12 protein-coding genes are annotated in these 14,283 nt (G+C 70.8%); 9 read left to right on the plus strand and 3 right to left on the minus strand.

Annotated elements, in window-relative coordinates; all coding sequences use genetic code 11:
- The first annotated feature begins 20 nt into the window (after positions 1–20).
- Positions 21–1,508 carry a cation acetate symporter gene (locus tag ACGFIM_RS28050; RefSeq protein WP_393205664.1) on the plus strand — a complete coding sequence of 496 codons (1,488 nt, stop codon included), beginning with the start codon at positions 21–23 and terminating at the stop codon, positions 1,506–1,508.
- Here ACGFIM_RS28050 and ACGFIM_RS28055 read toward each other — a convergent pair.
- The 3 genes from ACGFIM_RS28055 to ACGFIM_RS28065 form a co-directional block, all read right to left on the minus strand.
- A complete protein-coding gene (locus ACGFIM_RS28055) occupies positions 1,505–1,756 on the minus strand; it encodes a hypothetical protein (protein ID WP_393205667.1) in 252 nt (83 codons plus the stop codon). The genes ACGFIM_RS28050 and ACGFIM_RS28055 overlap by 4 nt on opposite strands.
- On the minus strand, positions 1,683–2,645 hold the full coding sequence (locus ACGFIM_RS28060; RefSeq protein ID WP_393205670.1) for a hypothetical protein: 963 nt from the start codon (positions 2,643–2,645) through the stop codon (positions 1,683–1,685). Before ACGFIM_RS28060 ends, ACGFIM_RS28055 begins: the two co-directional genes overlap by 74 nt.
- A 68-nt stretch (positions 2,646–2,713) precedes the next feature.
- Positions 2,714–3,760, minus strand: a complete 1,047-nt coding sequence (locus ACGFIM_RS28065) for a LacI family DNA-binding transcriptional regulator (protein WP_393205673.1) — start codon at positions 3,758–3,760, stop codon at positions 2,714–2,716.
- 11 nt (positions 3,761–3,771) lie between these two features.
- Between ACGFIM_RS28065 and ACGFIM_RS28070 the strand changes: the two genes are divergently transcribed.
- From ACGFIM_RS28070 to ACGFIM_RS28105, 8 genes are all read left to right on the plus strand, one after another.
- Positions 3,772–4,932: a trans-sulfuration enzyme family protein gene (locus ACGFIM_RS28070; RefSeq protein WP_393205676.1), complete on the plus strand. Its 1,161-nt coding sequence runs from the start codon at positions 3,772–3,774 to the stop codon at positions 4,930–4,932.
- A gap of 524 nt (positions 4,933–5,456) precedes the next feature.
- Positions 5,457–5,786 (plus strand): DUF485 domain-containing protein, encoded by a 330-nt coding sequence (locus tag ACGFIM_RS28075; RefSeq protein ID WP_393205679.1) that lies wholly within the window; start codon positions 5,457–5,459, stop codon positions 5,784–5,786.
- A gap of 17 nt (positions 5,787–5,803) precedes the next feature.
- Positions 5,804–7,402: a cation acetate symporter gene (locus tag ACGFIM_RS28080; RefSeq protein WP_393205936.1), complete on the plus strand. Its 1,599-nt coding sequence runs from the start codon at positions 5,804–5,806 to the stop codon at positions 7,400–7,402.
- A 494-nt stretch (positions 7,403–7,896) separates the two neighbouring features.
- Positions 7,897–9,288, plus strand: coding sequence for an ABC transporter substrate-binding protein (locus ACGFIM_RS28085; protein WP_393205682.1), 1,392 nt, complete (start codon positions 7,897–7,899; stop codon positions 9,286–9,288).
- Between the two features lie 40 nt (positions 9,289–9,328).
- Positions 9,329–10,222 carry a carbohydrate ABC transporter permease gene (locus ACGFIM_RS28090; protein WP_393205685.1) on the plus strand — a complete coding sequence of 298 codons (894 nt, stop codon included), beginning with the start codon at positions 9,329–9,331 and terminating at the stop codon, positions 10,220–10,222.
- Entirely contained in the window at positions 10,219–11,046 is an 828-nt protein-coding gene (locus ACGFIM_RS28095) for a carbohydrate ABC transporter permease (RefSeq protein WP_393205688.1), read from the plus strand. Before ACGFIM_RS28090 ends, ACGFIM_RS28095 begins: the two co-directional genes overlap by 4 nt.
- An 8-nt stretch (positions 11,047–11,054) precedes the next feature.
- Positions 11,055–12,764: a hypothetical protein gene (locus ACGFIM_RS28100; RefSeq protein WP_393205691.1), complete on the plus strand. Its 1,710-nt coding sequence runs from the start codon at positions 11,055–11,057 to the stop codon at positions 12,762–12,764.
- A complete protein-coding gene (locus ACGFIM_RS28105; protein ID WP_393205694.1) occupies positions 12,761–14,275 on the plus strand; it encodes an FAD-dependent oxidoreductase in 1,515 nt (504 codons plus the stop codon). Before ACGFIM_RS28100 ends, ACGFIM_RS28105 begins: the two co-directional genes overlap by 4 nt.
- Positions 14,276–14,283 lie beyond the last annotated feature (8 nt).

Raw genomic sequence — 14,283 nt, forward strand, 5'->3', positions numbered from 1 at the left:
CGGGCGGGCGGGCGGATCGCATGAGCATGACAGCGGTGCTGGTCGTCATGGTGGCGGCCGTGCTCATCGGAGCCTTCGGCATCAGGTTCTCCCGTACGACGTCCGACTTCTACGTCGCCTCCCGCACGGTCAGCCCCCTGTGGAACGCCTCCGCCATCGGCGGCGAGTACCTGTCGGGGGCCTCCTTCCTGGGCGTCGCCGGGCTCATCCTGTCCTTCGGCGTGGACATGCTGTGGCTGCCGGTCGGCTGGACCGGCGGCTACCTCGTGCTGCTGGTGCTGGTGTCGGCGCCGCTGCGGCGGTCGGGTGCGTACACGCTGCCCGACTTCGCCGAGGCGCGCCTTGAGTCGATGACCGTGCGCCGCACGGCGAGCGTGCTCGTCGTGCTGATCGGCTGGTTCTACCTCATGCCGCAGTTCCAGAGCGCCGGGCTGGTGCTGCGCACGATCACCGGCACGCCGGTCTGGGTGGGCGGGCTGCTCGTCGCCGTGGTCGTCGCGGTCAACGTGCTGTCGGGCGGCATGCGGTCGATCACGTTCGTGCAGGCGTTCCAGTACTGGCTCAAGCTGACCGCGCTGGCCGTGCCGCTGGTGTTCCTGCTGATCGCCTGGCAGCGCGACGGCGCTCCCGGGCTCAGCCCCGCCGACCAGGCCACCTGGCAGGTGCCGCTGGTCGGCGGCAAGGAGTACGGGCTGTACTCGACGTACTCGCTGATCCTCGCGACCTTCCTGGGCACCATGGGACTGCCGCACGTGCTCGTGCGCTTCTACACCAACCCCGACGGCCGGGCCGCCCGCCGCACGACGCTGGTCGTGCTCTCCCTGCTCGGCACGTTCTACCTGCTGCCCGCCGTGTACGGCTGGCTCGGCCGCCTGTACGCGCCCGACCTCGTGCGCACCGACACGGTCGTGCTCACCCTGCCCAGCCGGATGATCGGCGGCACTCTGGGCGACCTGCTGACCGCGCTGGTCACCGCCGGGGCGTTCGCCGCGTTCCTGTCCACCTCGTCGGGGCTGACCGTGTCCGTTGCGGGCGTCATCGCCCAGGACCTGCTCAAGGGCGGCGTGCGCTCGTTCAGGTGGGCCACGCTGATGGCGGTCGCGGTGCCGCTGGCCCTGGCGCTGTGGGCGCGGGCGCTGCCGGTGGCGGACGTGGTGGGGCTCGCCTTCGCGGTGGCGGCATCCTCGTTCTGCCCGCTGCTCGTGCTCGGCATCTGGTGGCGGCGGCTGTCCACGGTCGGCGCGCTGGCGGGGCTGCTGGTGGGCGGCGGGCTGGCCTGCGGCGCGGTCCTGATCACGATCGTCGGCGGGCCGCAGAGCGGGCTTGCGGGTGCGCTGCTCGCCCAGCCGGCGGCCTGGACGGTGCCCATCGCGTTCACCGTGATGATCGCGGTGTCGTTCCTCACGCCGCACCGCGTGCCCGCCGGGGTGGCGCGGACGATGGTCCGGCTGCACACGCCGGAGGACCTCGACCTCCACCGCGGCGACTGGCGGCCCCGCTCGTCCTAGCCCTGCTCGTCGCGTGCGGCGCGGCCAGCCCGGCGGGTCTCGCCCGGCTCGTCCCGGCAGGGCCGCCGCTCGCCGTCCTGCGGGTCGGCGAGGGCGGCGGCCACGCGGAAGTCGATGCGCACGTCGCGGTACGTGACGCCGGGCTCGACCTCGTCGGGGAGGTTCGTCCGGTCGCTACCCGAAAAGCACTCGCCATCCGGCTCGATCCTCGCGCGGACCACCACCGTGGGCTTGCGGTGGTGGCGCATCTCCTTCACCTTCGCCTTCGCGCTGATCTCCACGTCGGGGTTCGTCGGGTGTTCCGGCTTCGGCATCCTGCCTCTCCTTCTCGTCGCGGGGGATCGCGGGCGGTGCGACCTCGCGTACGGCGCCCGTCGCATCGCGCACGGTGTCGCCGGCGCTCGCCCCCACCTCGCGTACGGCCCCGCCGGCTCCCGTGCCGACGTCGCGGACCGCGCCTCCTGCCCCGGTGCCGACGTCGTGTACGGCCTCGCCGGCTCCCGTGCCGACGTCGCGTACGGCGCCACCGGCTCCCGTGCCGACGTCGCGGACCGCGCCTCCTGCCCCGGTGCCCACCTCGCGTACGGCGCCCCCTGCGCCGGCGCCCACGTCGCGCACCGCGTGGCCCGCGCCCGCGCCCACGTCCCGTACGGCCCCGCCCGCGCCCGCGCCGAGATCCCGCACCGCCCCGCCCGCGCCCGCGCCGACGTCGCGCACTGCGCCGCCGGCCCCCGCGCCCACGTCGCGCACCGCGTGGCCCGCGCCCACGCCGAGGTCCTCCACCGCGCGGCCGACGCCTCTGGTGAGGTGTTCGAGCAGCTGCGGGTTGGTGTCGATGGTCTGCAGCACCCGGTCGATGATGCGGGCCACGTTGTCCAGCCGGACCTTCAGCAGCGCCTGCGCCTCCACCCCCTTGATGGTGAGGTTGACGCTGCCGAGGAAGACGTCCGCGCCGACGTTCAGCTTCAGCAGGTCGAGCACCTCGGCCTGGAGCGATACCCGGGCCCGCAGATCCTGCACGTCGAGCGTGATCTCGTCCACCTTGACCTCGGGCACGTCGAGGTAGACGTCCGGGTCGGTGTTCACCCGGGCCGCCTCGGCGCCTTCGGACGCGGGTCCGTTCCCTTGAGCCGTCATCCCGCTTGAGCTACCCGCTCAGGCGGGCGGCGCTCGCGGGCTTGCGGAGATGTGACCGGGTTTTGGGCTCAGCGGGGCGGCAGCTCGCCCGAGCCGCGTGCCACCAGCTCGACGGGCACCTTCACCCTGCGCGCCGCGCGCGACGGGTTCAGCAGCAGGTCCACGGCGGCCCTGGCCAGGCGCGCGGTGTCGTAGCGCACGACGGTGACGCCGGGGTTGAACACACCGGCCAGCGCGAAGTCGTCGAACCCCACGTACGCGGGCCGCTCGGGACGCTCGCGCAGCGCCTGGAGGATGCCGATCGCGGCGCGGTTGTTGGTGGCGAAGAACGCGGTGGGCGGGTCGTCGAGGTCGAGCAGCCTGGACACCTCGCACGCCACCCGGGCCGGGTCGTACACCGCGTGCACGACCAGCCGCTCGTCGGCGGGGACCCCGGCGGCGGACAGCGCCGCACGGTAGCCGGCCGCCCGGTCGCGCACGGAGCTGATGCCCTCGTCGTCGGAGATCAGCGCGATCCTGCGGTGGCCGTGGGCCAGCAAGTGCTCGGTGGCGACCCGGCCGCCCCGCACGTCATCGAGCAGCACCGCGTCGGCGGTGACCAGGCCGGGCGGCACCCGGTCGACGAACACCGTGGTGAGCCCCGCGTGCCGGGCCAGCCAGCCGTGGTCGGCGGGGGAGGGCACGACGATGAGCGAGTCGACGCCGCGGGCGTACATCGACTCGATGAGCATGCGCTCCTTGTCGGCGCTCTCCTCGTACGAGCCGAACACGACGAGCGCCTCGTGCTCGGCCGCCGCGGCCTCCACGGCGGCGGCCAGGCGGCCGTAGAACTCGTTGGAGATGTTCTCCATGACGAGCCCCAGCGTGAGCATGGACGCGCCCCTGGCGAGCCGGGCGGCGGCCTCGTTGCGGCGGTAGCCGAGCGCGTCGATCGCGGCCTGCACCCGCTGCTGCAGCGAGGCCCGCACGTGCGGCTCCTGGTTGACGACCCGGGAGACGGTCTTGAGGCTCACACCCGCGTGCCTGGCGACGTCGGCCATGGTGGGCTTGCGGGTGACCGCCGCGCGAGCCTCGCCGGACGGAGCCGCCAGGTCGTCCTGCTCGCGCGCTGTCATAGTGTGCCCCCATGGATGACGAATGGATCTGTGGCCGGTTGGGTGAGGACGAGCCTTGGGTGCTGGGCGCGGTCAACCCGCCGGTCTTCGAGAACTCGCTGTTCACGTTCGAGACGGCCGAAGAGCTCGGCGAGGCCGTCAGGAACGAGGACGAGCGCTACGTCTACTGGCGGGGGACCAACCCGACGGTGGACCTCGCCCAGCGTAAGCTGGCGGCGCTGGAACGGGGAGAGCGCGCGAAGTGCTTCGGCTCCGGCATGGGCGCGATCTCGGCGACCATCTCCTCGCTGGTGTCGGCGGGCGATCACGTGCTGGTGCTCGGCGCGGTCTATGGGCCCACCACCCAGTTTCTGCGCTACCTCGAGAAGTTCGGCGTGTCGCATACGCACGTCGACGACCTCGAGGCAGGTGATAGCGCTATCAGAGCCGGGAGCACCCGCCTACTTTACTTCGAGTCGCCGTCCTACATGGCCTACCGCGTCGTGGACATCGCGGAGGTGACGGCCTGGGCGCGCGAGCGCGGGCTGGTGACCGTGATGGACAACACCTGGTCCACCCCGCTGTTCCAGAAGCCGCTCACGATGGGCGTGGACCTCGTCGTGCACTCGCTGTCGAAGTACATCGGCGGGCACAGCGACCTCGTGGGCGGCGTCGTGGTCGGGCCGGCACGGCTGATCAGGCCGCTGGCGCTGCAGGAGTACCAGCTCTACGGCGCCGCCATGTCGCCGCACGACGCGGCCAAGGTGATCAAGGGGCTGCGCACGCTGCCGGTGCGGATGGCGGCACACCAGGAGCGCGGGCTCGCGGTGGCGTCGTTTCTGGAGGGCCACCCCGCGGTGCGCGAGGTGAACCATCCCGGCCTGCCGTCGCATCCCGGGCACGCGATCGCGCTGCGGCAGATGTCGGGTTTCTCCAGCGTGTTCAGCATCGTGCTCGACACGGAGTCGCGCGCGGAGGTCGGGGCGTTCCTCAACAAGCTGCGGCATTTCCGGATCGGGGTGTCGTGGGGTGGTTTCGAGAGCCTGGTGAACGCGCCCGCGCTGACCACCGAGGAGAGCGTCCGCCGGACCATGGGCATCCCCGTCGGCCTCGTCCGCCTCTCCGTCGGTCTCGAACCTGCCGACACCCTCATCAAGGATCTCGGTCTGGCGCTGGAGGGCATGTCCGCCTGACGTTCTGGACGGCATGTGATTGACAGCGCTGTCCGTGCCCCGCGGCGGTCAGGTGGGCGGCAAGGCGCACCTCATCCCGTACGGCTTCTCCCGGTGCACGCGCGCGACCGCGGCCTGACCCGCCCGCCACCTGGCAGGACCTGCTGTTCCCGGCGGGGATCATCATGCGCGGCTTCCACGAGCGGGTGCCGGTGGCGCCGGAGGAGGCCGCGCAGGTGGGCGGCGCCTCCCCGCCCGGCGGCGATGGTGCGGGTGGCGATCCCGGCTGCCGGCGCTCGTGCCGTTCGCCGCTCCCTCGCCGAGGGACTGACCGCCGGCGCGGTCAAGGGTGGCCCAGGGCGGGTGAGATAGCGCGATGAACGGTAAGACCGACCGCTCATCGCACGAGAAAGACCTTTCACCGCAAGCCATCCCCAACTAAGCGCGGTGAGGCGGCGGCTCGCCGAACAACCCACCGGCGGCCCTCCACGGCGGGTAGGTTGCGCTCTTACGTTGGGCGTGATCCGCATCACAGTGGAGGTCTCGTGACGACACAAGAACATGACGCATCGGTCTATGAACAAGTGCAGGAGAGCAGTGAGTTCCAGGACCTGAAGCGGCGTTTCCGCCGCTGGACGTTCCCCATGACCGTGGCGTTCCTCGTCTGGTACCTGCTCTATGTGGTGCTGTCGGGCTGGGCGCGCGGCTTCATGGGCATCAAGGTGCTCGGAGAGATCAACGTCGGGCTGATCTTCGGGTTGCTCCAGTTCGTCTCGACCTTCCTCATCGCCTGGGCCTACTCCAGGCACGCGGAGAAGAAGCTCGACCCGATCGCCGACAAGCTGCGTCACGAGGTGGAGGAGAAGGCCAAGTGAGCTCGACCACCCTGGGGATGATCCTCTTCCTCACCTTCGTGGCCATCACCCTGGCGATCACCGTCTGGGCGAGCCGCCAGACCAAGACGGCCGCCGACTACTACGCGGGCGGCCGGTCGTTCAGCGGCGTGCAGAACGGCCTGGCGATCGGCGGCGACTACATGTCGGCCGCCTCGTTCCTCGGCATCGCCGGCATCATCGCCCTGTCCGGCTACGACGGCTTCCTCTACTCGATCGGCTTCCTCGTCGCCTGGCTGGTGGCGCTGCTGCTGGTGGCCGAGCTGATGCGGAACTCCGGCAAGTTCACCATGGCCGACGTCCTGGCGTTCAGGATGAGCCCACGGCCGGTCCGCACGGCGGCGGGCGTCTCGACCATCGTCGTCAGCATCTTCTACCTGCTGGCCCAGATGGTCGGCGCGGGCGCGCTGGTCGGCCTGCTGCTCGGCATCACCGGCGAGGCCGGCAAGGCGTGGACGATCGTCGGCGTCGGCGCCCTGATGATCGTGTACGTCGTGTTCGGCGGCATGAAGGGCACCACCTGGGTGCAGATCGTCAAGGCCGTACTGCTCATGGGCGGCGCCGCGCTGGTGACGGTGCTGGTGCTCGGCAAGTTCGGCTTCAACCTCTCGGCACTGCTCGGCCAGGCCGCCGCCACCAGCGGGCCGGAGACCGACCCGGAGAGCTTCCTGATCCCCGGCCTGAAGTACGGCACCGAGGAGCAGGGCCTGGCCGGCAAGATCGACCTGATCAGCCTGGGTCTCGCGCTCGTGCTCGGCACGGCGGGCCTGCCGCACATCCTCATCCGCTTCTACACCGTGCCCACCGCCAGGGAGGCCCGCAAGTCGGTGCTCTGGGGCATCGCCATCATCGGCGTCTTCTACCTGCTCACCCTGGTCCTCGGCTTCGGCGCGGCGGCCCTGGTCGGCAAGGAGGACATCACAGCGGGCGACGCGGCGGGCAACACGGCGGCGCCCATGCTGGCGCAACGCATCGGCGAGGAGATCTTCGGCACCGTCGGCGGCACGATCCTGCTGGCGCTGATCGGCGCCGTCGCCTTCGCGACGATCCTCGCCGTGGTGGCCGGCCTGACGCTCGCCTCCTCCTCCAGCTTCTCCCACGACCTGTACGCGCACGTCTTCAAGCGCGGCCAGGTGACCGAGCGGCAGGAGGTCGTGGTGGCCCGCGTCTCCGCCCTGATCATCGGCGCGATCGCGATCGGCCTGGGCATCCTCGCCCAGGGCCAGAACGTGGCCTTCCTGGTGTCGCTGGCGTTCGCGGTGGCGGCGTCGGGCAACCTGCCCGCGATCCTCTACAGCCTGTTCTGGAAGAGGTTCAACACCGCGGGCGCGGTCTCGGCCATCTACGGCGGTCTCCTCTCCGCCCTGCTGCTGGTGATCTTCTCGCCGGTGGTCTCCGGCACCAAGACCGCGCTGCTGCCGGATGCGGACTTCGCCTGGTTCCCGCTGAGCAACCCCGGCATCATCTCGATCCCGCTGGGCTTCCTGTGCGGCTGGATCGGCACCGTGCTCAGCAAGGAGTACAACGCCGCCAAGTACGCCGAGATCGAGGTTCGCTCGCTGACCGGCGTCGGCGCGGAGAAGGCGACCCGGCACTGATGATCGGGGGCTGACAGCCACAACCGCCTCCTCCGAGGAAGGGCGCCCGGTTCCCTGCCCCAGGGCGCCTGCACCCGAGGGCCCGGCCGACGGTTCTCCGGCCGGGCCCTCTCGCGTGCCCGGGCACCCTCGCGCGGGGCGGAGGCGCCGGCGCGGGGCGGGGCTCTCGCGTGCCTGCACGCGACGGCCGCGCATGCGTGCGGGTCGGCCGGCTGCGCGACCGCCGTGCATTCGTGCGGGGCGGCGGGCGCGATGGGGCGGTCATGCGGTGCTGGAAGCCCGGCGCGGCCGGGGTTGTGGACGTTGTGCGCGGCGCGTTCCACATCCCTGGAGTAGTTAACGTCACCGAAACGCAGTGGAAGGAGTGGTTGACGGGATTTCAGCGGTATGGGTACGTTCTCAGATGTGTGAACGTTGCCACACTGGCCTGGCGCCACGTGGCCGTCATCAGCATGCCTGATGCCCCGCTTGATCAGTGTGGAGGCGAAACCCCCATGAGAACCCCACTCGTCCGCTGGTCCGTCCTGTCCGTGTCGCTGGCGCTCGCGCTGACGTCCTGCGCGAAGGGCACCGGCGGAGCGGCCGCGCCGGCGCCGTCGGCGGGCCAGTTCAACCCCACTGCCTCCTACCAGGGCACGATCTCGGTCATGGGCTTCGGTGCGACCGACGAGATCGGCAGCACCCGCGTCGATCTGGCCAAGAAGGCGCTCGGCGGCGCCGACGTGAAGCTGATCGAGGGTGACCTGGACATCCAGCAGTTCCTGTCGTCCGTCGCGGCCGGCGACCCGCCGGACATCATCTACGCCAACCGCGACCAGATCGGCACCTTCGCCTCACGTGGTGCGATCGTTCCCCTGACCGCCTGCATCCAGGGCGAGCAGATCGACACCTCGATGTACAACAAGGACGCCCTCGCCCAGGTGACGTTCGGCGGCGAGGTCTACGGCATCCCCGAGTTCAACCAGGTCCAGATCACGATGGCCAACGCCGACCTGCTCAAGCAGGCGGGCCTGACCATCGACGACGTCAACGGCTCCGACTGGGACAAGATCACCGCGGCGACGAAGAAGCTGACCAAGACCTCCGGCGGCAAGCTCAAGGTGATCGGCTTCGACAGCAAACTGCCCGAGTTCCTGCCGCTGTGGGCCAAGTCGCTCGGCGCCGACCTGCTCTCGGCAGACGGCAAGACCGCGCAGCTCAACAGCCCCGAGGTGGTCAAGGCCCTGGAGTTCGCCGTCTCCATCTACGACGCGCAGGGCGGCTTCGCCAAGGTCAAGGCCGTGCGCGACTCGGCCGACTTCTTCGGCAAGGGCAACCAGTACGCCACCAACGCCCTCGGTGCGATGCCGATGGAGCAGTGGTACGTCAACGTGCTCAACGACGTCTCGCCCAAGGCGCCGATGGCCTTCGACACCTTCCGCACCCCCGAGGGCAGGCCGCTCGCGTACTCGTCCGGCTCGGCGTGGGCCGTCCCCAAGGGCTCGAAGAACCCCGGCGCCGCCTGCCGCTTCGCCAAGACCATGACGCTGGTCGACACCTGGAAGGCCGCCGCCCAGGCCCGCGTCGACAAGCGCAAGGCCGAGGGCAAGCCGTTCACCGGCGTCCTCACCGGCAACGTCAAGGCCGACGCCGAGATCGAGAAGATGCTCACCTCCGGCGGCGAGGTGTGGGACGCCGGCGTCAAGGCGTTCTACGAGGCCAACAAGAACACCTTCAGCCTCCCGGCCAACCCGGCCGACAAGGAGTTCAAGGACGCCTGGCAGAACGCGGTGAACCGGGTGCTCAACGGCCAGGACGAGCCCAAGGCCGCCCTCGACAAGGCCCAGCAGGAGGCGCAGGAGGCGCTCGACAAGGCGTGGGCCGGCTGGACGAAGCGTACGAACTGAGATGTCCCCATCCCACACCCGAGCACCGCGACGGCGGACCATGCGGTTCATCGAGACCAGGGCGGCGCTGCTGTTCATCAGCCCCTGGATCATCGGGTTCCTGGTCTTCACCGCATGGCCCGTCATCAACAGCGCCTACCTGTCGCTGACCGACTACGACGTCATCAACGACCCGAACTACGTCGGCTTCGACAACTACGTGCAGCTCTTCGAGGACCCGAAGGTCGGCCTGGCGCTGTGGAACACGTTCGTGTTCGCCGTGCTGTCGGTGCCGACCCACCTCGTGGTCGCACTCGGGCTGGCGCTGCTGCTCAACAGCGCCAGCAAGGCCACGGGCTTCTTCCGCACGGCCTTCTTCCTGCCCAAGATGACCCCGCCGGTCGCGATCGGCATCCTCCTGCTGCTGCTGTTCAACGGCCAGAACGGCCTGATCAACGCCTTCCTCGGCCTCTTCGGCATCGACGGCCCCGCCTGGACCACCGACCCCGACTGGGTCAAGCCGGGCCTGGTGCTGATGAACCTGTGGACGGTCGGCTCCTCCGTGGTCATCATCCTCGCCGCCCTGCGCGGCGTCCCCCAGGAGCTGTACGACTCCGCCCTCGTGGACGGCGCCGGCTGGTGGAAGCGGCTGTTCCGCATCACCGTGCCGATGATCAGCCCCACGCTGTTCTTCCTGGTCGTCGTGGACACCATCAACGCCCTGCAATCGTTCACCGAGGCGTACACCGCCTTCTTCGGCGCGGGCAACACCACCTACAGCAACGACGCGGCGCTGTTCTACGCGATCTACCTGTTCCAGCAGGCCTTCGAGTTCCTGCACATGGGGTACGCCTCCGCGCTCGCCTGGCTGCTGTTCATCGTGATCATGGCGATCACCGCCGTGCAGATCGTGGTGACCAGGCGCTTCGTCCACTACGAAGGGGGTAACCCATGAGGCGCGCCGCGAAGATCGCGACCTGGGTCGCGCTCGGTGCGTTCACGATCGCGTTCATCTACCCGTTCATCTGGCTGCTCAGCGCCTCCTTCAAACCGCGCAGCGAGGTCTTCGACAACCGGATCATCCCCGAGACGTTCACGCTGGAGAACTACATCCGGGTCTGGCACGAGGCCCCGCTCGGCCTGTGGATGGCCAACACGCTGCTGGTGACGGTGCTCGCGGCGGTCGCGGTGACGATCACCAGCGCGATGGTGGCCTGGGGGTTCGCCTACTTCCGCTTCCCCGGCAGGAACGTCCTGTTCGGCATCGTGCTGGCGACGATGATGCTGCCCGGCGCGGTCACCATGATCCCGGTGTTCCTCATCTGGAACTCGCTCGGCATGGTCGGCACGCTCACCCCGCTGTGGGCGCAGAACCTGTTCGGCAGCGCCTTCTACATCTTCCTGCTGCGGCAGTTCTTCATGGGCCTGCCGCGCGAGCCGTTCGAGGCCGCCAAGATCGACGGCGCGAACAACTGGAAGATCTTCACCCGCATCGCCCTGCCCCTGTGCAGGCCCGCGGTCGTCGTGACCCTGCTCTTCGAGTTCCAGGCCGCCTGGACCGACCTCATGCGGCCGCTCATCTACCTGCGCGACTCCGAGACCTTCACGGTGCCGCGCGGGCTGAAGGCGCTGCTCGACCAGTTCGGGTTCGGCGGCGAGTGGCACTGGGAGATCGTGATGACGGCCAGCGTCATCACCACCATCCCGATGATCATCCTGTTCTTCCTCGGCCAGAAGCACTTCATCAGGGGCATCGCGACGACGGGAAGCAAGGGATGAGCCGGTCCATGCGGATCACCACCACCGACACCGCCTACCACCTCGACACCGGCCACTACCGGCTGACCGTCTCCCGCACCGACCCCAGCGCCGAGCTCGAAGGGTGGATGTCCATCAACCTGCTCGCCTCGGTCGATACCCGGGGCGGGCGCGACGAGACGTACGAGACGCTGCCGACCGTGCTCGCCGAGCGCGACGGCGCGGCCGTGTTCGACGTCCCCCAGCGCACCACCGAGTGGCAGAGCAAGACGGTCAGGCTCACCTGTACGCCCGAGACCATCGCGGTCGAGGTGCGGGTCGAGGGCGACGGCGTGCTCGACCAGGTGACGCTGCTCGGCGGCCGGGCCGTGCTCAACACCCGCGCGTCCGGCGTGTTCCGCTCCGGCGTGCACGCGCGCGGCGTGTTCAGCCCCACGCCGGCGCACCCGGTGAGCGTGGTGCGGCCGGTGTCCGCGCCGGTCGCGCTGACCGTCGTCGGCGACGCCTCGCCCGGCCGGCTGCACGCCGTGTTCTCCCCGCCGCCGCTGGTACTGGCCTTCTGCAAGGACGCGCCGTCCGGGGCGACGGCGGTGCCGGACGGGCCGTGGCTCGGCGCCTCCGTACGCGCCGGGATCGCCGATCTGACCTTCACCGAGGTGGCGTACGAGCCGGTCGACGGCGGCGCCCTGCTGCGCTTCGACTACGAGTGCCACACCGAGGTGCGCGGCTCCTGGACCTCGCCCGCCGTCGTGCTCCGCCCCGCCGCCTCGCCCTGGGAGGCGATCGGACATCACCGCGCCGACCTGGTCGCGCACGGCCTGGCCCCGCAGGGGCCGAAGGGGGAGCGGGCCGCGTGGTGGAGCGAGCCGATCTTCTGCGGCTGGGGCGCCCAGTGCGCCAGGGCCGACGGGGTCTCGCCGGTCACGCTGTCGCGCCGCGACCTGTACGACGAGTGGCTGGCCAGGCTGGAGGAGCACGGCCTGGTGCCGGGCACGATCGTCATCGACGACCGCTGGCAGCTCACCTACGGCAACCCGGAGCCCGACGAGGACAAGTGGCCCGGCCTGCGCGAGTGGATCGCCGCCAGGCACGCCCGCGGCCAGCGCGTGCTGCTGTGGTGGCGGGCCTGGTCGGCCGACGGCCTGCCGGCCGAGGAGTGCATCACGGACGCCGCAGGCAGGCCCGTGGCCGCCGACCCGACGAACCCCGCCTACCGGCGGCGGGTCCGCGCCATCATGCGGCGCCTCCTCGGCGACCTCGGCGCCGACGGCTTCAAGATCGACTTCACGCAGTGGTCGCCCAGCGGCTCCCACCTGAAGACGTACGGCTCCACCTGGGGCCTCGCCCTGCTCCACGAGCTGCTCGCCACCATGTACGACGCCGCCAAGCAGGTCAAACCCGACGCCCTCATGGTCACCCACACCCCGCACCCCGCCTTCGCCGACGTCAGCGACATGATCAGGCTCAACGACGTGCTGGAGCTGGACGCCGCCGACGACCCGGTCCCCGCCGCCGACCAGCTCCGCTACCGCCACGCCGTCGCCACGGCCGCCATGCCCGGCCACCTCATCGACACCGACCAGTGGCCGATGCCGACGAAAGCCGACTGGCTCGCGTACGCGCGGGCGCAGCCCGAGCTGGGCGTGCCCGCGCTCTACTACGTCGAGTCCATCGACAACAGCCGCGAGCCGATCACCGGCGACGACCTGCGCCGGATCGCGCAATGGTGGCGGCGGTGAGACAGGCCGAGGTCGTCGTCTACGGCGCGACGTCGGGCGGGGTGTGCGCCGCCGTGGCCGCCGCCCGGCGCGGCCTGGACACCGTGCTGCTCGAACCCGGCAGGCACGTCGGCGGCATGACCTCGGGCGGGCTCGGCTACACCGACATCGGCGACGTCCGCGTGCTCGGCGGCATGGCGGCCGAGTTCCGCCAGGCGGTCGCCGACGCGTACGGGGTCGCGCCCGGCCGCTACGCGGGCCCCGAGCCGCACGTCGCCGAGGAGATCTTCCTGTCCTGGCTGGAGCGGGCCGGGGTCGAGGTCGTCTTCGACGCGCCGCTGCGCACCGTCGTCACCTCCGGCGACCGCATCTTCTCCGCCGCCACCCGGCGGGGCGACTACGCGGGCGGCGTCTTCGTGGACGCGAGCTACGAGGGCGACCTGATGGCCGCCGCCGGGGTGAGCCACCGCATCGGCCGCGAGGACCGCTCCCTGCACGGCGAGCGCTTCGCCGGGCGGCGCGAGGTGATGCCCGGCATGCACAACTTCCCGCCGTACATCTCGCCGTTCAGGGACGACGGCACGCTGCTCCCGCAAGTCGCCGACGGCCCCATGGCCGAGGTGGGGGAGGGGGACGGCGGCGTCATGTCGTACGGCTACCGCGTCTGCATGACCACCGCGCCCGGCCGCATCCCGTTCGAGCGCCGGCCCGGCTACGACGACGACCACTGGGAGCTCGGCCGCAGGCTCTTCCGCCACTGGCGCGAGCAGGGCTACGAGCCCCGCGCGGGCCGCCTGGTCGGCCTGGAGCCGAACCTGCCGAACGGCAAGTGCGACGGCAACTCGCTCGGGCCCTTCTCGCTGAGCGTGCTGGACCGCTCCGCCTGGGCCTACCCCGCCGCCGGGCCTGAGGAGCGCGAGCGCATCCGCCTGCACCACCTCCACCACGCCCAGGACCTGCTGTACTTCCTCACCCACGACCCCGAGGTGCCCGCCTCCGTACGCGCGGAGCTGAGCCGGTGGGGGCTGCCGCCCGACGAGTTCGCCGACACCGGCCACCTGCCGCACCAGCTCTACGTCCGCGAGGCGCGGCGCATGCTGGGCGAGGTCCACCTCACCGAGCACGACCTCATCGAGGGGCGGCGGCACGCCGACGCGGTCGCCATGGGCTCCTACCATCTCGACATCCGCGAGGTGCAGCGGACCTGGCGCTGGGTGTACGAGCACCCCGACCCCATCCCCATGGTGGTGACCGAGGGCTACCTGTCGGTCGGCGTGGCGCCGTACCAGATCCCCTACCGGGCGCTGGTGCCGCGCAGGGAGGAGTGCGCGAACCTGCTCGTGCCCGTCTGCGTGTCGGCCTCGCACGTGGCGTTCTCCTCCATCCGGATGGAGGTCCAGTACCAGATGCTCGGCCACGCCGCCGGGCTCGCCGCCGCCCAGGCCGCGGGGAGCGGCACGGCGGTGCAGGACGTGGACGTGGCCGCGCTCCAGGAGGAACTGGTGGCGGCCGGGCAGGTCCTCTCGCTCTAGACCGCCTG

The sequence above is a fragment of the Nonomuraea sp. NPDC049309 genome (genome assembly GCF_043196965.1).
In the GTDB taxonomy this organism is placed as follows: Bacteria; Actinomycetota; Actinomycetes; order Streptosporangiales; family Streptosporangiaceae; genus Nonomuraea; species Nonomuraea fastidiosa.